Consider the following 22,640-nt stretch of genomic DNA (forward strand, 5'->3'; position numbering starts at 1 on the left):
GCACACCCGCATGAGTGAGCAGCAGTTCCGCATCGTCGTCGGTTCGGACGACGCCGGCTTCGACTACAAGGAGGTCATCAAGGCCGACCTGGCGAACGACCCCCGCGTGGCCTCCGTGGTCGACGTGGGCGTGGACGCCGACGGCCACACGGCCTACCCGCACGTCGCCGTCGACGCCGCCCGTCTGGTGGCGAACGGCGAGGCCGACCGCGCGATCCTGATCTGCGGCACCGGCCTCGGCGTCGCGATCGCAGCGAACAAGGTCCCCGGCATCCGCGCCGTGACCGCGCACGATTCGTTCTCGGTGGAGCGCTCGATCCTGTCGAACGACGCCCAGGTGCTCTGCATGGGCCAGCGCGTCGTCGGGGTCGAGGTCGCGCGCCGGATGGCGAAGGAGTGGCTCGGCTACACCTTCGACCGGACGAGCGCGAGCGCCGAGAAGGTCGACGCGATCTGTGCCTACGACGGCTCTGCCCCGGTCGGGACCGACGCCTGATGCCCGCGACCACGGCGGCCGCCCCGGTGACGATCGGGGTGTCGCTCAAGATGTACTTCAGCCATGCCCGGACGCTCGAGTGGGCGGCCGCCGTGGCCGAGATCGCCCGGAGCCACCCGGCGGTGCGGTCCGGCGCGGTCGAGCTCTTCGTGGTGCCGACGTTCCCGTCGCTCGTCCCCGTCCGGGCGATCCTGACCGGGTCAGGCGCTCCGGTGCTGCTCGGTGCCCAGGACCTCGCCTGGGCCGACGAGGGTGCCTTCACCGGCGAGGTCTCCGGCTCCGAACTCCGTGAGATCGGGGTCGACCTCGTCGAGATCGCACATGCCGAGCGACGCGAACTGTTCCACGAGACGGACGACGAGATCGCCGGCAAGGTGCACGCGGCGTACCGCAACCACCTGCGGCCCCTGGTCTGCATCGGCGAGACCGAGCGCGCTGCCGACGGCGACCCCGCGGCCGCGATCGCCGAGGTCACCGCGCAGCTCGACCGGTTCCTGGCGACCGCGACCGCCGACGGCATCGCCGGACCGCTCATCGCCGCGTACGAGCCGGTGTGGGCGATCGGTGCCCCGCAGCCCGCGCCCGACGGGCACATCGTCGCGGTCCTGGCCGGCATCGAGCAGCACCTGGCGACCCGGCCGGAGCTCGCCGGCTCCGTCGCGATCTACGGCGGCAGTGCCGGTCCGGGCCTGCTGACCCGGGGTGCCGGACGCATCGGCGGCCTGTTCCTCGGCCGCTTCGCCCACGACCCCGAGGCGATCCGCACGATCCTCGACGAAGCCGAGGCGCTGGCCGCGACGCAGGACGGAGCACCGGCATGACCTCCCTGCTCGGTCTCTCCACCTACGCCTACTTCTGGCGCATGTCCGACCGCGTCCCGTCGCCGATGTCCCTCGACGACGCCCTGCGCGACGCCGCGTCGCACGACGGCGTCGACCTGTTCCAGATCTGCGACCACCTGCCGCTCGACACCGCGACCGACGAGCGCCTGGCCTCGATCCGGTCCCTGGCCGTCCAACTCGGTCTCACGCTCGAGGTCGGTACCCGCGGCACCCGGCCGGAGCACCTCGCCCGGTACCTGCACGTCGCGCAGCAGCTCGGCGCAACGCTCGTGCGGAGCATGTGGACGAGCGGCGACGACCAACCCGACGCGGCCGAGACCGAACGACGCCTGCGGCAGGCGCTCCCCGCCTACGAGCGCGCGGGCGTGACCCTCGCGCTGGAGACCTACGAGGTCGTCGCCACCGCCGACCTCGTCGCGGTCGTCCGGGCGATCGGTTCCGACAACCTCGGCATCTGCCTCGACCCGGCGAACACCGTCGCCCGGCTCGAACACCCGGGGGACGTCGTGGCGATGACCGCCCCGCACGTCGTCAACTGGCACGTCAAGGACGCCGCCTTCACCCGTTCACCGGGCTGGGTCGGCTTCCAGTACACCGGCGTCCGCACGGGCACCGGGATCCTCGACTACACCGCCGTCCGGGCCGCGGTCGAGCCGGACCCACGGGGGATCAACCGCGTCATCGAGTTCTGGCTGCCGTGGCAGGACGCGCACGCGGGCGCCGAACCGCTGCCGGGGGAGACCCCCGCACAGACCACCACCCGCATCGAAGCGGCGTGGACCGAACACACCATCGAGTACATCAGGAGCAAGGAATCATGACCGACACCGTCACCACCCCCCACACCGTCGCTGCCGGATCCGGCACGGCCGACGTCACCGTCGCCGTGATCGGTGCCGGCGGCAAGATGGGCACCCGCGTCTCGAACAACTTCGCGAAGAGCGAGTACACCACCCTCTACAGCGAGGCCTCGCCCGCCGGCCAGGAGCGCATCCGGGCCCTCGGCCGCGAGATCACCGACAGCCTCGACGCTGCGAAGGCCGCCGACGTCGTCATCCTCGCCGTCCCGGATGTCCTGCTCGGCACCATCTCGGAGCAGCTCGTCCCCGTCATGAAGTCAGGCGCCAGCATCCTGACGCTCGACCCGGCCGCCGCCTACGCGGGTCTCCTCGCCAATCGCGAGGACATCCACTACGCCGTGGCGCACCCGTGCCACCCGTCGGTGTTCCTCGAGCGCACCACCAAGGCCGAGTGGGACGACACCTTCGGTGGCATCGCCGCCCCGCAGGAGGTCATCGCGGCCTTCGACGCCTCGGAATCGCTCGGCGACGAGGGCGACCGCGCCAAGGCCGTCGCCGAGGCCGTCATCACCACGATGTACGCCCCCGTCATCCAGGTGCACTGGGTCACGGTGAAGCAGCTGGCCGTGCTCGAGCCGACCCTGGTCGAGACGATCGCCTGCATGATCGGCGACTTCCTCAACGACGCCCTCGAGGAAACGGTCACCGGTGTCGGCGTGCCCCGCGAGGCCGCCCGCGCCATGCTCTACGGCCACACCTGGATCGCGCTGACCAACGGCCTGCGCGGCTCGAACCCGTTCTCCGACGCCTGCCACATCGCGATGGGCTACGGCCGCGAGAAGCTCATCAAGGAGGACTGGAAGCAGGTCTTCGACGACAGCGAGCTCGACTCGGTCATCGCGAAGATGCTCAAGATCGACGCAGTCCGGCGCTGAGCCGGACCGCCACCGACCACCGCGCCGACCCGTCAGCGCGCCCGGACCGGAACGCCCCGCCGACCCCCTTCCGGCGGGGCGTTCCCCGTGCCGTCGGCGGCCACGAACCCCCGCGGCCCCCACGCCTCGGCCAGCGTGATCGAGGCCACGCCCGGCACGGTCAGCGCCCGCACCGTGTCGGCGAACCACCGCGCGGCGGCCGGGGTGTGCTGCGCCGGGTCGGTCGCGTCCGGAACGGTCTCCGGGCCGTACCCGTGCTCCACGGTCGCGTCCGTCACGACCCGGGTCGGCGCCGTCGCCACCGCGTTCCACCGTGGCCGCAGCGTCACCGGTCCGACGTGCAGCGCCCTGCCGGCGACCAGCCTGGAGGCGCTGCTCACCACCCAGCGCTGCATCCGGATCGACTCGGTCACCTGTTCGGGCGACCGGTCGTGCATCTGCGGCGTCACGCTGCAGGTCAGGGGGCCGTCCCAGCCCGAGAACACCGCGATCGAGCGGTTCAGCTCGGTGAAGTGGGCCCGGGTACCGGCGACGACCTCCAGTGCGCCGACCGCCGCCACCGCTTCGCGCAGTGCCCGCTGCAGCGCCGGCGTCGTCACGTGCGACACCGGGTCGAACGCCCCGACGCGTGCCACCGGCCCGCCCTCGAGCACCGCGTCGATCGCCGCGCGCAGCAGCACCGGGTCGTCGGTGACGAACCGGACGTCCAGGGGAGCGCCACCCGCGTCCCGCCGGGCCGAGGCGAGCACCGCCTCGACGCCCGGGGCCCCGAGGGTCGGCTCGACCAGGATCGGGAACCCGCGGAGCAGGTCGGCGTCGTCCGGGCGCGCAGCGACCGGTGCCGAACCCGCGAGCAGCTGGAGCGTCGGCGGCGTCGTGACCACGGCACCGGGAGCCGGCCCGTCGAGCGCCGCGAGGTCCGGGGCGGGGGAGGCCGCGCCTCCCGGCCGGGTGCCCGGACCACCTGCTGGACCGCCCGCCGTCGCACGCAGGGTGAGCCCCTGCCGGACCGTCGTCCCCGGCGTGATCGCGACCGGGAACGGCTCGGCGAGCGGCGTCGAGTACGTCTTGAACGAGGCGTCGGTCCAGTTCCGCTGGTCCTCGGTCTCGAACACGTCGCCGGTCAGGTCGAGCGCCAGTGCGACCGGACCCGCAGCCCAGTCGAGTCCGGCGACGTCGACGGCCGGTTGGTGCGGCGCGATCCAGAACGGGAACGCCGTCGCGGTGCTGCCACCGGACGGGTGCCGCACCGTCAGTGGCTGCCCGGCCAGGGTCGGCGGGTGCAGGACGACGAGCCCGATGCGGTTGCGGCGGAAGGCCCGTGGGACCGTCGCGACCGCGGCGACCTGCAGGGTGTCGTCGTCGAGTGTGACCTCGAGGACGGTGCGGACGGCCTCGACGCCGTCGTACCGTGCGCTGATCTCGAGGCGGATCCACCCGTCGTCACCGTCCACCGTGCGTGTCAGCACGGTGTCGTCGGCGGTGCGCCAGTCGTGGTCGCGGACGACGAACCGGACGGCGCGCAGGACGAGCGTGCCCCGGAACGTGACGTCGGCGAGTTCGGCTCCGCGCAGGGCCAGACGCCAGGGCCCGACGGACACGATCTCGTCGTTCGACGTCGCAGTCATGGTGCATGCCTAGCACCGGTCAACCGGTTGGGCAATGATGGGGGCGACGGAGCAGCGCTGCTCCGAGGACGGAGTCCCACATGACCGCACGACTCGACGGCCGGACCGCACTCGTCACGGGAGCGGGGTCCGGCATCGGCCGCGCGATCGCCGACCGCTTCGTGGCCGAGGGGGCCACCGTCGTCTACGCCGACCGCGACACCGATGCGGCCGCCGGTGCCGCCGCCGCAGCCGGCCCGACCGCGATCGGCCTGACCATGGACATCGCCGACGAGGCGAGCGTGGCCGCGGGGTTCGCCGGACTGACCGACCGTGGTGCGAGCCCCGACGTGGTGGTCGCGAACGCCGGTGTGCAGCTGTTCGGCCACGACGCGAAGGTCGCCGACCTGTCGCTGGAGACCTGGGACCTCACGGTCGCGGTCAACCTCACCGGCACGTTCCTGACGATCAAGCACGCCGTCCGGGCGATGCTCGCGAGCGGCGCCGGCGGGTCGGTCATCGCCACGGGGTCGCCGACCGGCCTGAACGGCGAGGGCGCCGACTTCGCGGCGTACTCCTCGACCAAGGGCGGCATCCACGCACTCGTCCGGGCGACCGCGATGGCCTACGCGCGGGACGGCATCCGGGTGAACACGGTCGTGCCGGGCTACACCGAGACCGGCCTCGTGTCGGCGATCTCCGGTGACCCCGAGGCCCGAGCCGCGATCGTCGCCCGCACGCCCCTCGGCCGCCCGGGCACCCCCGACGACGTCACCGGGATCATGGTCTACCTGGCCAGCGGGGAGTCGTCCTACGCCACCGGAGCGGAGTTCCGCGTCGACGGCGGCATGACGAGCCTCTGACCCGTCTCGGAGGCTCGGTGCGCCGCGCCGGACCCTCCCACGCCCGACGTTTGGCCGCGGAACGCAGCACGCGGTTCGGCGGCTCCCGGCACGCGTACCGTCCGTCGCGATGACCGAATCACCCACCACCACTGCCCCGTCGAACTACGAGTCCGCCGACGGTGTGGACCCCCTGCACGTCACCACCTACCGACAGGTCCGCAAGGCCGCCCGCCGCGGACACGCACTGCCCGGCGACGCCGGTGAGCCGTCCCTGGCCGACCTGGTGAACGCCCGGAAGAACGGCACCGCCGAGTCCCGCTGACGCAAGCTCACGATCCGGTCTCGACCAGGTCTCGATCGGGACACGACGACGCGAGCAGCACGAGGGTGCTGTCACGATGACGTCCATGGTCTCCTTCCGGTCCGCACTGCCCCTGGTCGTCGTGAGCGCGGTCCTCGTGTCCGGCTCGCTCGCCGGCTGCTCGGCCGACGCCGACGCAGCGGCGCGGCCGACGTCGACCCCGACCCCGACCTCGGAGACCTCGGACGCCCAGCCCGCGGGCGGCGCGACGGACCCGATGGAGGAAGACCGGAGTGCTGCGGCGATCTGCGGCCAGATCACTGCGCTGACGACGATCTCGCTGAACGCGACGGTCGGGCGAAGCCAGGGCGATCTCTCCGAGGCGCAGTACCAGGCACTGATCGCGGCGGAACGCTTCGGCTACGAGCACCTGTCGAGCAGCGACGAGGAGCTCGACGACGCGATCGACTACGCGCACGAGTACCTCGACGCGCACCCCGCACCGAAGTCCGGGCCGGCGCTCGAGATGACCCCCGAATGGGAACTCGTCGGGCGGACCCTGACCACCGCGTGCCGGGGTGCCGGGTCGAACGTCGTGGGCACCGCCCAGTACGGCGGCTGACGACCCTGATCAGGGTCCCGTGACCGCCGTCACGAGCGCGTCGAGCGCGCGGTCGAGCTCCGGCATCGTCACGGCGCCGTAGCCGAACACGATGCCCGGCGGCGTGCTGCCCGGCGCGAGCCCGTACTCCTCGAGCGTCGCGACGAGCACCCCGGCGTCCGCCAGCAGACGCGCGATCTGTGCCCCCGTGGTCGGACCCGACCACGTGACCACCGCGTGCAGTCCGCCGTTCAGGGCACGGGCCTCCAGGCCACCGACGTCGCCGAGCCGAGCCGCGATCCGGGCCCGGCGGTGCGTGTAGTCGCGACGCACCCGACCCAGGTGCCGCCGCAGCCCACCCGTCCGCAGCAGCTGCACGAGCGCGGCCTGCACCGGTTCGGCGACGACCGCGCCACGAGCCCGACGAGCGGCGAGCACCGCCTCCGTCACCGGGGAACCCGTCGCTGCGACCGTCGGCAGCACGACGTACGCGCAGCGCAGCCGGGGGTCGAGCGTCTTCGAGAAGCCGCCGACGTGCAGCACCACGCCCTCGGCGTCGAGCGCGGCCAGTGCGGGCACGGGAGCGCCACGGTGCCGGAACTCGGAGTCGTAGTCGTCCTCCACCACCACGGTGCCGGTGGTGGCGGCCCAGGTGAGCAGCCGCCGGCGCCGGGCGACGGGCATCACCGACCCGAGCGGGTACTGGTGCGTCGGGCTGACCAGGACGGCGTCGACCGGTCCGGCGGCCTCGAGCGCGTCGAGGTCGAGGCCGTCCTCGCCGACCGGGACGCCCACCAGGGATCCACCAGCGCTCGTGATCGCACGGTGTCCGGTGCGGTAGCCGGGGTCCTCGACGGCGACGACGGGAGCGCGACCCAGCAGCCCCCGCAGCGCCTCGGTGACGAGCGACAGCGCTTCCGAGGTCCCCGCGGTCACGAGCACCCGGTCGATCGTCGCCGCGAACCCGCGGGTCAGGCCGAGCTGGGCGACGACCTGTGCCCGCAGGTCGAGGGAGCCGAGCGGGTCCGCGATCGCGTTCCGGAGCGGGGCCGAGGCCGCTGCGCGCCAGGCTGCCCGCCAGTCCCGCTGCGGGATGGCGGTGACGGCGGGGATGCCCGGACGGCAGTCGATGAGCGGAGCGGACGGCGGAGCGGCCTCGACGCCGACCGCGCCGGAACCGGCGGTGTCCGTCCCGACGGCCGACGGCGCACCCGTGGTCCGACCGTGCAGGTCCGCCGCGACCCGTGCGAGGGCACCGTGCCGCGTCCGCAGGTACCCCTCGCCGTCGAGCTGCTCGTACGCCGCGACGACGGTTCCCCGGGCCACCCCGAGCTCCGCCGCCAGCGCCCGCGTCGACGGCAGCGGATCGCCCTCGCGCAGGGTGCCGTCGTGCACCATCCCGCGCACCCGTGCCACCACACCGGACACCTTGCTCGACTGGTCCACCGTGATCGCCCCGATCTGGTCCAGGCACCGGACCACTGGCGACCCTAGCGTGACGACATGACCACCTCGAGCCCCGAACCGGAACCGCCCACCGACGGCCCTTCGCTCCGCGTCCGCCGCCTGCGCGACCGCCAGTCCGACGACCCCGCCGTCCTGCACGCGATCCTCGCCGAGGCCCACGTCGCCCACGTCGGCATCGTCCGCGGTGGCCAGCCCGTCGTCCTGCCGTTCCTCTGCGCCGTCGGGGACCTCGGCGACGGCCCGGTCCTGCTGCTGCACGGCTCGACCGGTGGTGGGCTGTTCCTCGACGCCGGGGCGGAGGGCGTGCCGGTCGCCGCCACCGTCACCCACCTGGACGGTCTCGTCTTCGCACGCTCCACCAACGACAGTTCGGCGAACTACCGCAGCGCGATGGTCGCCGGCCGCGCCACCGTGGTGCCGACCGACCTGCGCACCGAAGCCCTCTGGCAGGTGGCCGACCACCTCATGCCTGGCCGCCGGGCCGAGGTGCGCGAGATGACCGCGAAGGAGGTCCGCGCCACCCAGGTCCTCCAGCTGCCCCTCGACCGCGCGAGCGTCAAGGTCCGAGCCCACGGAGTCGGCGAGGACCCGGCGGACGGTGAGGACCACACCGTCTGGGCGGGCGTGCTGCCACTCGCGGTCCGCGCCGGGGTCCCGATCCCGGGGGACATCTCGGGGGACAGCCCGGTGGACGCCTCGGTCGTCGCACTGTCGGCTCGCCTCGACCGCCTGGCGGCCGACCGGGAGGCCCGGATCGCCGCCGTCATGCGGGTCACGCCGGTCTGAACCCGGGTCCACCGCCGCGGGCCGGCTCCGGAACGCCCGTGCGCGCCGTCGGAGTGGCCTGCGAGCGGTGCTCGTTCCTGTGACCAGCTGCAGGAACACTCCGGCGCTGCCCAGCCGCGGGCACCGTCGTGACCAATACGTTACTTTCCGGACCGCCGAGTGGTCCCGACCCGGAAGGACCCATGGGACGCCACGCCCTGCCTGCAGCAGCCGACGACCGTCAGCCCGCGCGAACGCACACGCACCCCGCGGTCGACCCCGCGCCGCTGACGCCGGACACGCAGCAGTCCCGTCCCCGTGGTCGCCGCTCGGCCCTCGGCCCCGCGGCCGCCCGCTCCACCTTCGTCGAGCACCCGAAGCCGGCCCGGACCGTGCGGATGCAGCCGCGTCCCGCCCCCGTCGCGTCGTCGGCCGGCAGCGCGGTGCTGAGCCGGACCGCCACCCTGCGTGCCGAGCGCGCCGTCGACCCGCGGCACATCCGCCGTTCCGCCAACGCGAAGCGCGCGGCCATCCTGCTCGCCCCCGCGATCGCGGTGACCTCGAGCCTGACGCTCGCCCTGCCCGCGAACGCCGACACCCTGCCCGCGGACACCCGTTCCGGCACGACCACGGCACAGAACGCCCAGACCTTCACGGTGGCGCACGACGTCCAGGTCCCCGTGGTCTCCACCGACGGCATGACCACCACGACGACGATCGTGTCCTACCCGACGCTCGACCTCCGCTTCGGGGTGACGACCGCGCAGGCACAGTCCGCGTTGTCCGCCGCACTCTCGGCCGGGGGCGACCGGGCCACGATCGTGCAGACCGCCCTGCAGTACATGGGGGACCCGTACGTCGAGGGCGGCGCGAGCCACGAGGGCATCGACTGCTCCGGGCTCACGATGGTCGCCTACCAGGCGGTGGGGATCCAGCTCGTGCACTACGTGCCGACGCAGGACGCCGTCGCCACCACGATCCCCGAGTCCGAGGCACTGCCGGGCGACCTCGTCGTGTACGACGACGAGGACCACGTCGGCCTGTACCTCGGCCAGGGGCTGGTCCTGCAGGCACCGCACCCGGACGAGGTCGTCGACATCGTCCCGATGTACTCGGCGGCGCACCACTTCGCGCGCGTCCTGCCCGCCGGCAGCTGAGCCGACCAGCGGTGGTGCAGCCGTGGTGGTGACCAGCAGGACCACCCGGACGGGGCGTCCCCACCGATCACGGGCCTCCCGTATCCTGGAGTGATGGCTTCCGACACCCGCACCCCGTTCGAACAGCAGCAGTCTGCTCGTCCGCAGGTGCGTCCGCGCACCGAGGGCTGGAAGCAGGCCACCGACACCGACGGTCGCCCGCTGCTGCAGTTCGCGTCCCCGAAGCGTGGCAAGCCGCCCGTGCACCTGGCCGACCTGACGGCCGAGGAACGCGAGGCCCGCGTGAAGGAACTCGGCCTGCCCGGGTTCCGCGCCAAGCAGCTCGCGACCCACTACTTCCAGCACTACACGTCCGACCCGGCCAAGATGACCGACCTGCCCGCCGCCCAGCGGGAGCAGCTCGTCGCCGGGATGCTGCCGCCGCTCCTCACCGAGACCCGGCGGCTGGCGACGGACAACGGCGACACGATCAAGTTCCTCTGGAAGCTGCACGACGGCGCCCTGGTCGAGTCGGTCCTCATGCGCTACCCGGGCCGCATCACCCTGTGCGTCTCGTCCCAGGCCGGGTGCGGCATGAACTGCCCGTTCTGCGCCACCGGCCAGGCGGGGCTGACCCGCAACATGTCCACCGCCGAGATCATCGAGCAGATCGTCCGAGCCAACGCCGCGATCGCCGCCGGTGAGCTCGGGGGCGATCCCCGCAAGGGCGGCTACGACCGCGTCGACGCCGAACGCGTGACGAACATCGTGTTCATGGGGATGGGGGAGCCGCTCGCGAACTACAAGCGGGTGATGGACGCCGTGCGGTTGATGGTCGCACCGCAGCCGAACGGTCTCGGCATGAGTGCCCGCGGCATCACGGTGTCGACCGTCGGCCTGGTGCCGGCGATGATCAAGCTCGCGGACGAAGGGATCCCGCTCACCTTCGCGCTGTCCCTGCACGCACCCGATGACGAGCTCCGCGACGAGCTCATCCCGGTGAACTCGCGTTGGAAGGCCGACGAGGCGATCGACGCCGCCCACAACTACTACGTCAAGACCGGCCGTCGTGTCTCGATCGAGTACGCGCTCATCAAGGACATGAACGACCACGCCTGGCGAGCCGACCTGCTCGCCGAGAAGCTCAACAAGCGCGGCAAGGGCTGGGTGCACGTCAACCCGATCCCGCTCAACCCGACGCCGGGCTCCGTGTGGACCTCGTCCGAGGTGCACGTGCAGGACGAGTTCGTCCGCCGACTCAACGCCGCCGGCATCCCGACGACCCTGCGCGACACCCGCGGCAAGGAGATCGACGGGGCATGCGGGCAGTTGGCAGCGGCCGAGTAGGTCGGTCCGGTTCGTTCGTTCGGGAGGCACGGTGCGGGTTCGCACCGTGCCTTCCGTCGTTCCCGGGGTCGCGCCCACCCCGTCGATCCCCGGAAAATCGGGGGACACGTGCCGTTCACCCGACTGCGACACGCCCGGGAGGGACGACGGTTGGCAGGGCCCCCGGGGCGTGTGTAAAGTAATCACTCGTTGCCGCTGAGGCGGAGAACGGAACGGCCGAGACGGTCACAGGGTGCAAGCCCTGGATGCGCAGTCCGGACGGGGTCCCGCTCAGGCAACATCCCCCGAAGAAGTCGAAGTGATTCGACGTGTCTGACGGTGGAACAAGACGAATGCCTCTCTGGCGGAACCTGTGATGGGTCGAGCGGGGAGTGCGTCTGGTCCTTGAGAACTCAACAGCGTGCACATTGTCAATGCCAATTTATTGATTGACCTCGTGCCTGGTCGGCTTGCTGACCGGGTCATGAAGCAATTCCTTTTGGATTGAAGATTGTCAGTAGACAGTCAACAGTCAGAATCAACTCGGTCTGATGCCTTCGGGTGTTGGGTCTGTATTTTTTTACGGAGAGTTTGATCCTGGCTCAGGACGAACGCTGGCGGCGTGCTTAACACATGCAAGTCGAACGATGATGCCCAGCTTGCTGGGTGGATTAGTGGCGAACGGGTGAGTAACACGTGAGTAACCTGCCCCTGACTCTGGGATAAGCGTTGGAAACGACGTCTAATACTGGATATGATCACTGGCCGCATGGTCTGGTGGTGGAAAGATTTTTTGGTTGGGGATGGACTCGCGGCCTATCAGCTTGTTGGTGAGGTAATGGCTCACCAAGGCGACGACGGGTAGCCGGCCTGAGAGGGTGACCGGCCACACTGGGACTGAGACACGGCCCAGACTCCTACGGGAGGCAGCAGTGGGGAATATTGCACAATGGGCGAAAGCCTGATGCAGCAACGCCGCGTGAGGGATGACGGCCTTCGGGTTGTAAACCTCTTTTAGTAGGGAAGAAGCGAAAGTGACGGTACCTGCAGAAAAAGCACCGGCTAACTACGTGCCAGCAGCCGCGGTAATACGTAGGGTGCAAGCGTTGTCCGGAATTATTGGGCGTAAAGAGCTCGTAGGCGGTTTGTCGCGTCTGCTGTGAAATCCCGAGGCTCAACCTCGGGCTTGCAGTGGGTACGGGCAGACTAGAGTGCGGTAGGGGAGATTGGAATTCCTGGTGTAGCGGTGGAATGCGCAGATATCAGGAGGAACACCGATGGCGAAGGCAGATCTCTGGGCCGTAACTGACGCTGAGGAGCGAAAGCATGGGGAGCGAACAGGATTAGATACCCTGGTAGTCCATGCCGTAAACGTTGGGCGCTAGATGTAGGGACCTTTCCACGGTTTCTGTGTCGTAGCTAACGCATTAAGCGCCCCGCCTGGGGAGTACGGCCGCAAGGCTAAAACTCAAAGGAATTGACGGGGGCCCGCACAAGCGGCGGAGCATGCGGATTAATTCGATGCAACGCGAAGAACCTTACCAAGGCTTGACATACACCGGAAACGGCCAGAGATGGTCGCCCCCTTGTGGTCGGTGTACAGGTGGTGCATGGTTGTCGTCAGCTCGTGTCGTGAGATGTTGGGTTAAGTCCCGCAACGAGCGCAACCCTCGTTCTATGTTGCCAGCGGGTTATGCCGGGGACTCATAGGAGACTGCCGGGGTCAACTCGGAGGAAGGTGGGGATGACGTCAAATCATCATGCCCCTTATGTCTTGGGCTTCACGCATGCTACAATGGCCGGTACAAAGGGCTGCGATACCGTAAGGTGGAGCGAATCCCAAAAAGCCGGTCTCAGTTCGGATTGAGGTCTGCAACTCGACCTCATGAAGTCGGAGTCGCTAGTAATCGCAGATCAGCAACGCTGCGGTGAATACGTTCCCGGGCCTTGTACACACCGCCCGTCAAGTCATGAAAGTCGGTAACACCCGAAGCCGGTGGCCTAACCCTTGTGGAAGGAGCCGTCGAAGGTGGGATCGGTGATTAGGACTAAGTCGTAACAAGGTAGCCGTACCGGAAGGTGCGGCTGGATCACCTCCTTTCTAAGGAGCATCTGGCATCGCTTGCGGTGTCCAGGCGCCTGATTCGGACCGAACGTGTCCGACGGGTAGCTCATGGGTGGAACATTGACAGTGCAGTTGGGAGTGATGCTTCCGACCTCAGTACGCTCTGCTTGCAGGGTTGGGACGGGTCGGGGGTGGAGTGACTGGCTGGTGCACGTTGTTGGGTCCTGAGGGACCAGGCTTCCTGTCGTCACGTGAGTGGTGGTGGGGGTTGGGCCTACGGGTCCTTCGTCGGGCCAGGGTGAACCTACCGTTGTGGTGGGGGAGTGCTGGTGCCGATCGTATGTTGAGAACTACACAGTGGACGCGAGCATCTTTGATTCGCGTCATCCATGATCAGCCTTCGGGTTGGTGTGGTGACGTTGGATCGCAATTTTAATCTTTGTGGTCAAGTTTCTAAGAGCAAACGGTGGATGCCTTGGCATCTGGAGCCGATGAAGGACGTAGAAATCTGCGATAAGCCTCGGGGAGCTGATAATCGAGCCTCGATCCGAGGATTTCCGAATGGGGAAACCCCGCCAGGCGTTTTGCGACCTGGTGACTCCCGCCTGAATATATAGGGCGGGTAGAGGGAACGTGGGGAAGTGAAACATCTCAGTACCCACAGGAAGAGAAAACAACATGTGATTCCGTGAGTAGTGGCGAGCGAAAGCGGATGAGGCTAAACCGATCATGTGTGATAGCCGGCGGGCGTTGCATGGTCGGGGTTGTGGGACACGTCACTCAGTTCTGCCGGACTGGGACGGTTACAGCGCATCATAGTCGAACCGGTTTGAAAGCCGGGCCGTAGTGGGTGCCAGCCCCGTAGACGAAATGGTGTTATGGCCGGATGTGTATCCCAAGTAGCACGGGGCCCGAGAAATCCCGTGTGAATCTGTCAGGACCACCTGATAAGCCTAAATACTCCCAGATGACCGATAGCGGACAAGTACCGTGAGGGAAAGGTGAAAAGTACCCCGGGAGGGGAGTGAAATAGTACCTGAAACCGTTTGCTTACAAACCGTCGGAGCCTCCTTAGTAGGGGTGACGGCGTGCCTTTTGAAGAATGAGCCTGCGAGTTAGTGATATGTGGCGAGGTTAACCCGTGAGGGGCAGCCGTAGCGAAAGCGAGTCTGAATAGGGCGTTTGAGTCGCATGTTCTAGACCCGAAGCGAAGTGATCTATCCATGGCCAGGTTGAAGCGACGGTAAGACGTCGTGGAGGACCGAACCCACTTCAGTTGAAAATGGAGGGGATGAGCTGTGGATAGGGGTGAAAGGCCAATCAAACTTCGTGATAGCTGGTTCTCTCCGAAATGCATTTAGGTGCAGCGTTGCGTGTTTCTCGCCGGAGGTAGAGCTACTGGATGGCCGATGGGCCTCAACAGGTTACTGACGTCAGCCAAACTCCGAATGCCGGTGAGTGAGAGCGCAGCAGTGAGACGGTGGGGGATAAGCTTCATCGTCGAGAGGGAAACAACCCAGACTACCAACTAAGGTCCCTAAGCGTGTGCTAAGTGGGAAAGGATGTGGAGTTGCACAGACAACCAGGAGGTTGGCTTAGAAGCAGCCACCCTTGAAAGAGTGCGTAATAGCTCACTGGTCAAGTGATTCCGCGCCGACAATGTAACGGGGCTCAAGCACACCACCGAAGTTGTAGATTTCGCACTATAGACAAGCCTTCGTGGTTCAGTCGTGCGGAGTGGTAGGAGAGCGTCGTGTGGCGAGTGAAGCGGCGGAGTGATCCAGCCGTGGACGCTACACGAGTGAGAATGCAGGCATGAGTAGCGAAAGACGGGTGAGAAACCCGTCCTCCGAAAGACCAAGGGTTCCAGGGCCAGGTTAATCCGCCCTGGGTAAGTCGGGACCTAAGGCGAGGCCGACAGGCGTAGTCGATGGACAACGGGTTGATATTCCCGTACCGGCGAACAACCGCCCAAGCTAATCCAGTGGTGCTAAGAGTCCTAACCCGGTACAACCGGATCCCTTCGGGGTGATGGTGGCCGGTCTAACGCTCGACCCCATGCTGGTGCGGTTAGCGTATGAACAGGTGTGACGCAGGAAGGTAGCTGAGCCAGGCGATGGTATCCGTAAGGTGAACCTGGTGTAAGGATGTAGGGCTGACGATAGGCAAATCCGTCGTCTGTGTGCCTGAGATCCGACGCGTACCCGTAAGGGGAAATCAGTGATCCTATGCTGCCGAGAAAAGCATCGACGCGAGGTTGCAGCCGCCCGTACCCGAAACCGACTCAGGTGGTCAGGTAGAGAATACCAAGGAGATCGAGAGAATCGTGGTTAAGGAACTCGGCAAAATGCCCCCGTAACTTCGGGAGAAGGGGGGCCGGACACGTGACCGGATTTACTCCGTGAGCGTTGAAGGCCGCAGAGACCAGTGGGAAGCGACTGTTTACTAAAAACACAGGTCCGTGCGAAGTCGCAAGACGATGTATACGGACTGACGCCTGCCCGGTGCTGGAAGGTTAAGAGGAAGGGTTAGCCTTTGGGCGAAGCTCTGAATTTAAGCCCCAGTAAACGGCGGTGGTAACTATAACCATCCTAAGGTAGCGAAATTCCTTGTCGGGTAAGTTCCGACCTGCACGAATGGCGTAACGACTTCCCAGCTGTCTCAACCGCGAACTCGGCGAAATTGCACTACGAGTAAAGATGCTCGTTACGCGCAGCAGGACGGAAAGACCCCGTGACCTTTACTACAGTTTGGTATTGGTGTTCGGAGTGGCTTGTGTAGGATAGGTGGGAGACTGTGAAGCGGGCACGCTAGTGTTCGTGGAGTCATTGTTGAAATACCACTCTGGTCACTTTGGATGTCTAACGTAGGACCCTGATCGGGTTCATGGACAGTGCCTGATGGGTAGTTTAACTGGGGCGGTTGCCTCCCAAAGAGTAACGGAGGCGCCCAAAGGTTCCCTCAACCTGGTTGGCAATCAGGTGGCGAGTGTAAGTGCACAAGGGAGCTTGACTGTGAGACTGACAGGTCGAGCAGGGACGAAAGTCGGGACTAGTGATCCGGCAGTGGCTTGTGGAAGCGCTGTCGCTCAACGGATAAAAGGTACCTCGGGGATAACAGGCTGATCTTGCCCAAGAGTCCATATCGACGGCATGGTTTGGCACCTCGATGTCGGCTCGTCGCATCCTGGGGCTGGAGTAGGTCCCAAGGGTTGGGCTGTTCGCCCATTAAAGCGGTACGCGAGCTGGGTTTAGAACGTCGTGAGACAGTTCGGTCCCTATCCGCTGCGCGCGTTGGAAATTTGAGAAGATCTATCCCTAGTACGAGAGGACCGGGATGGACGAACCTCTGGTGTGTCAGTTGTTCTGCCAAGGGCACCGCTGATTAGCTACGTTCGGACCGGATAACCGCTGAAAGCATCTAAGCGGGAAGCCGTCTTCGAGATGAGATTTCCATGCACCTTGAGTGTGAGAGGCTCCCAGCAGACTACTGGGTTGATAGGCCGGATGTGGAAGCGGGGACTAACGACCCGTGGAGCTGACCGGTACTAATAAGCCGAAGACTTGATAACACACTGATTTCCGTGCACTTGTTGCACGGGCTCGCGTCCACTTTGTGGTTCCCGACAGACGATCGGGAATCGAAACTGAATACACCGCTCTGCCCTCTTCACCGGGGGCAGCAGTCGGGACAGCTTTGAGACCAAGTATGATCTGGTCGAGAGTGTTCCGGTGGTCATAGCGAGAGGGAAACGCCCGGTCACATTCCGAACCCGGAAGCTAAGCCTCTCAGCGCCGATGGTACTGCAAGGGGGACCTTGTGGGAGAGTAGGACGCCGCCGGACTTAACGTAGAAGAACCAGGGAACCCCTGACCATTCGTGGTCAGGGGTTTTCTGCGTTCAGGCCCGTTCTGGGTCCTTGTCGACGGGGCCCGGTCAGGCCGTAGGATCAGCCGACGACGGAGGAACGATGACCGAAGCCTGGCCGGCCCTGCCCGACGGCTCCCGACTGGCGCTGCGGGAGATCCTCATCCACGGGGTGCTCTCCCGCGCCGAGATCGCTCGGTCACTCGGGCTCTCACGGGCGAGCCTCACGCGGGCGATGCGCATCCTCGTGTCACAGCGGCTCGTGGTCGAGGTCGGCACTGATGTGCGTGGTGCCACCGGCCGCCCGTCGGAGCTCCTGCAGGTGAGCAGCGGGCAGTGGGAGTTCCTCGGCATCAAGCTCACGAAGGACCGCCTGTACGCCGCGGTCACGGACCTGGGTGGACGGGTCCTCGCCCTGCACGAAGAAGGCATCGACGACACCGCCGCCGAGTCGCTCGCGGAGCAGATCACGGCGGTGCTCGGCCGACTCCGTGCTGCGCATCCAGCCATCTGCGCGATCGGGGTCTCGCTGCCCGGCGATGTCATGGTCCGCGCCGGGGAGTCCGTCGTCGCGGCGTCGGTGTTCCTCGGGTGGCACGAGGTGCCGTTCGCCCGGATGCTCGAGGAGCGGACGGGCATCGCCACGTTCACGGCGAACGACGTCCACGCGCTCACGGCGAAGGAGCACTGGTTCGGTGCGGGTGCCGGTCGCGGGTCCATGGTGCTCGTGACGGTCGGTGAGGGCCTGGGCCTCGGGCTCATCGCGAACGGGCAGGTCTCCACCGGGGAGCACGGACGGCTGGGGCGCATCGGGCACCTGCCGGTCCTCGGAGGCGGTCCGGACTGCGGCCTCGGTCACGCCGGGTGCGCCTCGAGCTACCTGCCCAGCCCGGTCATCGTGCGGAACGCCGGCCACGAGGGGAAGACCTACGACCAGGTGGTCGAGCTCGCCCGGGACGGCGACGAGGCAGCCCTCGCGGCGTTCGAGGATGCCGGCCGTGCCCTCGGGGTCCTGCTCGCCACCGCGGTGCACATCGCCGACCCCGCAGCGATCGTGCTGACGGGCGACGGGCTGCCCGTGTACGACCTGGCGCGGGCGACCGTCGACGAGTCGATGCGGGCCGCCCTGGCGCCGTACACCGAGCCGGTCACGGTAGAGGTACAGCCGTTCGAGTTCTCGGAGTGGGCACGTGCAGGGGCGGTCCTCGCCATCCGACGGCTGCTGGGGGAGTGAGCGGTCGAGGGATCAGGCAGAGGTCTCGATGCGTTAGTTACGCACGTTGACAAACGCCGACGCAGACGGGAGGCTTGAGCGGTCCACACCATCGAAGGAGATGCCGTGACCGCTGCCCCCACCGTCCCGTGGCCGACCGACGGCCTGTCGTTCGGCGGCGACTACAGCCCCGAACAGTGGCCCCGGGAGACCTGGCTCGAGGACGTCCGACTGATGCGCGAGGCCGGGGTGAACCTGGTCACCGTCGGGGTGTTCTCGTGGGCGCTGCTCGAGCGGTCGCCGGGGGACTTCACGTGGGAGTGGCTCGACGACGTGCTCGCGCTGCTGCACGAGCACGGCATCGCGGTGGACCTCGCGACGCCGACCGCTGCCCCACCGAACTGGCTGCTGACCGCACACCCGGAGATCCTGCCCGTGGACGCCACGGAGCGGCGGGAACGACCGGGTGGGCGACTCGGGTGGTGCCCGGCCTCCGAGCTGTTCCGGGAACACGCGCTCCGCATGGTCGACGCGCTGGCCGAGCGGTACGGCCGACACCCCGCGGTGCGGCTCTGGCACGTGAGCAACGAGCTCGGCGGCGGCAACGGCCGGTGCTACTGCGAGGAGTCGGCAGCGGACTTCCGGCACTGGCTCGTCGCGGAGTACGGCCACGTCGAGGCCGCGAACGACGCGTGGGGCACGGCCTTCTGGGGGCACACCTACACCTCGTTCGACGAGGTCTCGCCGCCGCGCGGTGTCGGCGGCGCGCCGAACCCCGGGCTCGCGCTGGACTTCGAGCGGTACTCGTCCGATGCCCTGCTCCGCCAGTACGACGCCGAGAAGGAGGTCATCGAGCAGCACTCGGACGTGCCGGTCACCACGAACTTCATGGTGGGTGCCGGGTCACAGGTCGTCGACTACGCCGGGTGGGCGAAGCACGTGGCGATCGTCGCGAACGACCACTACACGCTCGTCGACGACGCCCGCCGCGAGCAGGACCTCGCGCTGGCCGGCGACCGGATGCGCGGGATGTCGGCGGACCGCCGTCCCTGGCTGCTCATGGAGCACTCGACGGGTGGCCCGAGCTGGCAGCAGCGCAACCGCGCCAAGGAACCCGCGGAGCTCGTCCGGAACGCCCTGGCGCACGTCGCGCACGGGTCCGACGGGGCGCTGTTCTTCCAGTGGCGGGCCTCCACCGCGGGTGCGGAGCAGTTCCACTCGGCGATGCTCCCGCACGCCGGCACCCGCACACGCATCTGGCGCGAGGTGCTCGCCCTCGGCCGGGCGCTGCAGGACCTCGCACCCGTGCAGGGCACCCGAGTCGAGCCGGCCCGGGTCGCGATCGTCGTGGACGAGGCCTCCGGGTGGGCCGTGCAGTCGGGGCTCAAGCCGCATCGGGGCCTGCGCTACGGCCGGGAGCTCCGCGCCTGGCACCGCGCGTTCCACGACCGGCAGGTGCTCACGGACGTGGTCCCCGCCGACGCCGACCTGGACGGCTACGACGTGGTCGTCGTGCCGACGATGCTCATCGTCGACGACGCGACCGCCGCGCGGTTGTCCGCCGTGGTGGATCGCGGCGCCACCCTGATCGTCACGTACCTGTCCGGCGTCGCCGACGAGACCGCGCGCATCCGCACCGGGGGCTACCCGGGAGCGTTCCGCCAGGTGCTCGGCGCCTGGAGCGAGGAGTTCACCCCGCTGCAGCGCGACGAACGCTGGACGCTCGACGACGGCGAGGTCGTCACCGACTGGGCCGAAGCGGTCGTGCTCGAGGACGCCGAGTCCGTGCTCCGGTACACCGACGGCCCGCTCGCGGGCCGGCCCGCCGTCACGCGCCGCGCCGTCGGCGGCGGCGCCTGGTACGTGTCCGCGATGCTCGCGCACGACAGCATCCAACGGCTCGTGGACGGGGTGATCGCGGAGCGGGGGATCCTGCGGACGGTCACCGGGCCTCCCGGCCTGGAGGCGGTGCGTCGCGTCGGCGACGACGGTTCCGCCTTCCTGTTCCTCGTCAACCACCGTCCTGACGACGTCACGGTCGTCGCGTCCGGGACGGACCTGCTCGACGGGTCCGGCCACGGGCCGGACACCGTCGTGCCGGCCGGACGCGTCCGCGTGCTACGCGAGGAGCGGGCCTCGTGACCGTCGTGGAGCGCGAGTCGACAGCCGTCGGTGCAGGCGATCGACGGGTGCACGTGCTGCGATCAGCCGGGGTGTCGCTGGTGCTGGCCTCCGCGGCGGACGGGCTGCCCGAGGTGCTGCACTGGGGTCGGGACGTCGGGCCCGTCGCGCCGGACGACACGGCCGACCTGCTGCTCGCACTCGGCCGGCCGCTCGGACCGAGTGCGCTCGACGCGCGGTGGCCGCTCACGGTGCTGCCGACCGAGCGCGACGGGTGGGAGGGCCGACCGGGGATCGCCGGGCACGTGGACGGGCTGCCGCTCGTGCCGCGGTGGCGTGACGTCGCCACGGCTGTCGTCTCCGTCGCGGACGAACAGCGGATCGTCGTGACCGCGGAGTCGGACTCGTTGGCGCTCCGGAGCGAGTTCGCGCTCGACACCGCCGGGGTGCTGCGGGTGCGGCACACGGTGACGAACACGCGCGCCGAACCCGTGCACGTGCAGGCGCTCGAGGCGACGCTGCCGGTGGGGGAGCGGATCACCGAGGTGCTCGACCTGGGCGGACGGTGGACCCGTGAGCGCACCCCGCAGCGCCGGGCAGCGACCGCCGGGAGCCACGCGCGCGAGAGCCGTCGCGGGCGGACCGGACACGACTCGCCGACGTTGCTCGTGCTCGGGACGCCCGGGTTCTCGGATGCCGAGGGCGAGCTGTGGGCGGTGCACCTGGCCTGGAGCGCCGACTCCGTGTACCGGTACGACCAGCTCGCCGAGGCGCGACCGCTGCTCGGCGCCGGGGAACTGCTGCGCGCCGGCGAGGTCGTGCTCGGCGAGGGGGAGTCGTTCACCGCCCCCGACGCCGTGTTCGTCTGGAGCGACACCGGGATCGACGGGCTGTCCGACCGCCTGCACGACTCGTTGCGCAGCCGTCCGGGGCACCCGCGACGACCCCGGCCCGTGGTGCTGAACACGTGGGAGGCCGTCTACTACCGGCAGGAGCTCGAGCCCCTGGTGGCACTGGCGGAGACGGCGGCGGACATCGGCGTCGAGCGGTTCGTGCTCGACGACGGGTGGTTCCTCGGCCGGCGGTCGGACTCGACCTCGCTCGGGGACTGGCGCGTCGACCCGACGGTGTGGCCGGACGGGCTGGCACCGCTCGTCGACCGGGTGCGTGCGCTCGGCATGGAGTTCGGCCTGTGGTTCGAGCCCGAGATGGTCAGCCCGGTCTCCGAGCTGGCGGAGGCGCACCCCGAGTGGATGCTCCAGCGTCCCGAGGACGACGTCCGCACGTGGCGGAACCAGTACGTGCTCGACATGGCGAACCCGCTGGCCCGGCACCACGTGCTCGAGAGCATGTCCCGCGTGATCGGTGCGCACCACGTCGACTTCGTGAAGTGGGACCAGAACCGGGACATCGTGCACGCGGTGCACGCGGGCCGCGCCGGCATCGACGCGCACACCCGCGGCGTGTACGCCTTGATGGACGAGCTGCGTGCGCGGCACCCGTGGCTCGAGATCGAGGCGTGCGCGAGCGGCGGTGCCCGGATCGATCTCGGCGTGCTCGAGCGGACCGACCGGGTGTGGCCGTCGGACTCGAACGACGCCTTCGAGCGACTGCCGATCCAGCGCTGGACCGAGGCGCTGCTCCCGCTCGAGCTGATCGGTTCGCACGTCGGGCCGGAGATCTCGCACACCACGGGCCGGCACCTCGACCTGGACTTCCGGATGGCGGTGTCGCTGTTCGGCTCGGCCGGCATCGAGACCGACATCACGAAGCTGTCACCCGAGGAGCTCGACCGGCTCCGGGCCTGGACGGCGCTGTACCGACGGGAGCGCGGGCTGCTGCACTCCGGGCGGCTGCGGCACCTGGACCTCGGGGACCCGGGGACGGTGGCGACGTCGGTCGTGGCCACCGACCGTTCGCGGGCGCTGGTGCGGGTGGCGCGGACGGAGACGGGGCCGAGGTCGTTGCCGGTGCCGCTCCGGGTGCGCGGACTCGACCGGTCGCGGCGCTACCGGCTCGCCCCGGTGGCCGGGCTCGCCGTGCCGCACGGGCTCGACATGGTGCCGCCGGAGTGGCTCGTGCGCGGGCACCTGGAACTGACCGGCGCCGTGTTCGAGGACGTCGGCGCACGGCTCCCGCTGCTCGCCCCCGCGACCGCGATCGTGCTGGAGCTCCGCGCCCTCGACTGAGCACGTTCGACCGACGGTTCCGGTTCGCGAACCCGGGGGATCGTGAACCGGAACCGTCAGCGCG

15 protein-coding genes and 3 rRNA genes are annotated in these 22,640 nt (G+C 68.6%); 16 read left to right on the forward strand and 2 right to left on the reverse strand.

Translation table 11 applies throughout. The annotated features are described in order from the left end of the window. Positions 1-10 precede the first annotated feature (10 nt). Genes ACZZ9K_RS17085 through ACZZ9K_RS17100 form a run of 4 tightly spaced genes read left to right on the forward strand, consistent with a single transcriptional unit; the run spans position 11 to position 3,073 of the window. Positions 11-496: a ribose-5-phosphate isomerase gene (locus tag ACZZ9K_RS17085; protein ID WP_138802987.1), complete on the forward strand. Its 486-nt coding sequence runs from the start codon at positions 11-13 to the stop codon at positions 494-496. Further along, complete coding sequence (locus tag ACZZ9K_RS17090) at positions 496-1,317, forward strand: triose-phosphate isomerase family protein (protein ID WP_463444679.1); 822 nt, start codon at positions 496-498, stop codon at positions 1,315-1,317. The genes ACZZ9K_RS17085 and ACZZ9K_RS17090 overlap by 1 nt, the downstream gene beginning before the upstream one ends. Beyond that, positions 1,314-2,159, forward strand: coding sequence for a sugar phosphate isomerase/epimerase family protein (locus ACZZ9K_RS17095; RefSeq protein WP_463444680.1), 846 nt, complete (start codon positions 1,314-1,316; stop codon positions 2,157-2,159). Before ACZZ9K_RS17090 ends, ACZZ9K_RS17095 begins: the two co-directional genes overlap by 4 nt. Further along, positions 2,156-3,073 carry a phosphogluconate dehydrogenase C-terminal domain-containing protein gene (locus ACZZ9K_RS17100; RefSeq protein ID WP_463444681.1) on the forward strand — a complete coding sequence of 306 codons (918 nt, stop codon included), beginning with the start codon at positions 2,156-2,158 and terminating at the stop codon, positions 3,071-3,073. The genes ACZZ9K_RS17095 and ACZZ9K_RS17100 overlap by 4 nt, the downstream gene beginning before the upstream one ends. Before the next feature lie 32 nt (positions 3,074-3,105). Here ACZZ9K_RS17100 and ACZZ9K_RS17105 read toward each other — a convergent pair whose 3' ends face one another. Beyond that, positions 3,106-4,701: a hypothetical protein gene (locus tag ACZZ9K_RS17105; RefSeq protein WP_463444682.1), complete on the reverse strand. Its 1,596-nt coding sequence runs from the start codon at positions 4,699-4,701 to the stop codon at positions 3,106-3,108. A gap of 80 nt (positions 4,702-4,781) precedes the next feature. Between ACZZ9K_RS17105 and ACZZ9K_RS17110 the strand changes: the two genes are divergently transcribed. The 3 genes from ACZZ9K_RS17110 to ACZZ9K_RS17120 all read left to right on the forward strand — a co-directional run bounded on the left by ACZZ9K_RS17110 (position 4,782) and on the right by ACZZ9K_RS17120 (position 6,448). Then, positions 4,782-5,543 (forward strand): SDR family NAD(P)-dependent oxidoreductase, encoded by a 762-nt coding sequence (locus ACZZ9K_RS17110; protein ID WP_463444683.1) that lies wholly within the window; start codon positions 4,782-4,784, stop codon positions 5,541-5,543. 109 nt (positions 5,544-5,652) lie between these two features. Then, the gene (locus ACZZ9K_RS17115) at positions 5,653-5,847 is read left to right on the forward strand and encodes a hypothetical protein (protein ID WP_071246336.1); all 195 of its coding nucleotides are present in this window, start codon (positions 5,653-5,655) and stop codon (positions 5,845-5,847) included. 85 nt (positions 5,848-5,932) lie between these two features. Beyond that, entirely contained in the window at positions 5,933-6,448 is a 516-nt protein-coding gene (locus ACZZ9K_RS17120) for a hypothetical protein (protein WP_463444684.1), read from the forward strand. A gap of 9 nt (positions 6,449-6,457) precedes the next feature. Here ACZZ9K_RS17120 and pdxR read toward each other — a convergent pair whose 3' ends face one another. Further along, positions 6,458-7,909, reverse strand: coding sequence for a MocR-like pyridoxine biosynthesis transcription factor PdxR (pdxR, locus tag ACZZ9K_RS17125; protein ID WP_463444685.1), 1,452 nt, complete (start codon positions 7,907-7,909; stop codon positions 6,458-6,460). A 21-nt stretch (positions 7,910-7,930) separates the two neighbouring features. Here pdxR and ACZZ9K_RS17130 point away from each other — a divergent pair, with 21 nt between their 5' ends. The 9 genes from ACZZ9K_RS17130 to ACZZ9K_RS17170 all read left to right on the forward strand — a co-directional run bounded on the left by ACZZ9K_RS17130 (position 7,931) and on the right by ACZZ9K_RS17170 (position 22,576). Beyond that, a complete protein-coding gene (locus tag ACZZ9K_RS17130; RefSeq protein WP_463444686.1) occupies positions 7,931-8,680 on the forward strand; it encodes a pyridoxamine 5'-phosphate oxidase family protein in 750 nt (249 codons plus the stop codon). Between the two features lie 182 nt (positions 8,681-8,862). Next, on the forward strand, positions 8,863-9,816 hold the full coding sequence (locus ACZZ9K_RS17135; protein ID WP_463444687.1) for a C40 family peptidase: 954 nt from the start codon (positions 8,863-8,865) through the stop codon (positions 9,814-9,816). A gap of 93 nt (positions 9,817-9,909) precedes the next feature. After that, positions 9,910-11,142 carry a dual-specificity RNA methyltransferase RlmN gene (gene rlmN, locus ACZZ9K_RS17140; RefSeq protein WP_463444688.1) on the forward strand — a complete coding sequence of 411 codons (1,233 nt, stop codon included), beginning with the start codon at positions 9,910-9,912 and terminating at the stop codon, positions 11,140-11,142. Positions 11,143-11,700: 558 nt separating this feature from the next. Further along, a 16S ribosomal RNA gene (locus ACZZ9K_RS17145) occupies positions 11,701-13,222 on the forward strand. 407 nt (positions 13,223-13,629) lie between these two features. Further along, a 23S ribosomal RNA gene (locus ACZZ9K_RS17150) occupies positions 13,630-16,757 on the forward strand. 156 nt (positions 16,758-16,913) lie between these two features. Beyond that, positions 16,914-17,030, forward strand: a 5S ribosomal RNA gene (rrf, locus tag ACZZ9K_RS17155). Together the 16S, 23S and 5S rRNA genes form the textbook arrangement of a ribosomal RNA operon. Positions 17,031-17,156: 126 nt before the next feature. Beyond that, a complete protein-coding gene (locus ACZZ9K_RS17160) occupies positions 17,157-18,287 on the forward strand; it encodes an ROK family transcriptional regulator (RefSeq protein WP_051596651.1) in 1,131 nt (376 codons plus the stop codon). 105 nt (positions 18,288-18,392) lie between these two features. Then, positions 18,393-20,408, forward strand: a complete 2,016-nt coding sequence (locus ACZZ9K_RS17165) for a beta-galactosidase (RefSeq protein ID WP_463444689.1) — start codon at positions 18,393-18,395, stop codon at positions 20,406-20,408. Beyond that, positions 20,405-22,576 (forward strand): alpha-galactosidase, encoded by a 2,172-nt coding sequence (locus ACZZ9K_RS17170; RefSeq protein ID WP_463444690.1) that lies wholly within the window; start codon positions 20,405-20,407, stop codon positions 22,574-22,576. Before ACZZ9K_RS17165 ends, ACZZ9K_RS17170 begins: the two co-directional genes overlap by 4 nt. Positions 22,577-22,640 lie beyond the last annotated feature (64 nt).

The organism is Curtobacterium sp. AC268, from assembly GCF_979258745.1.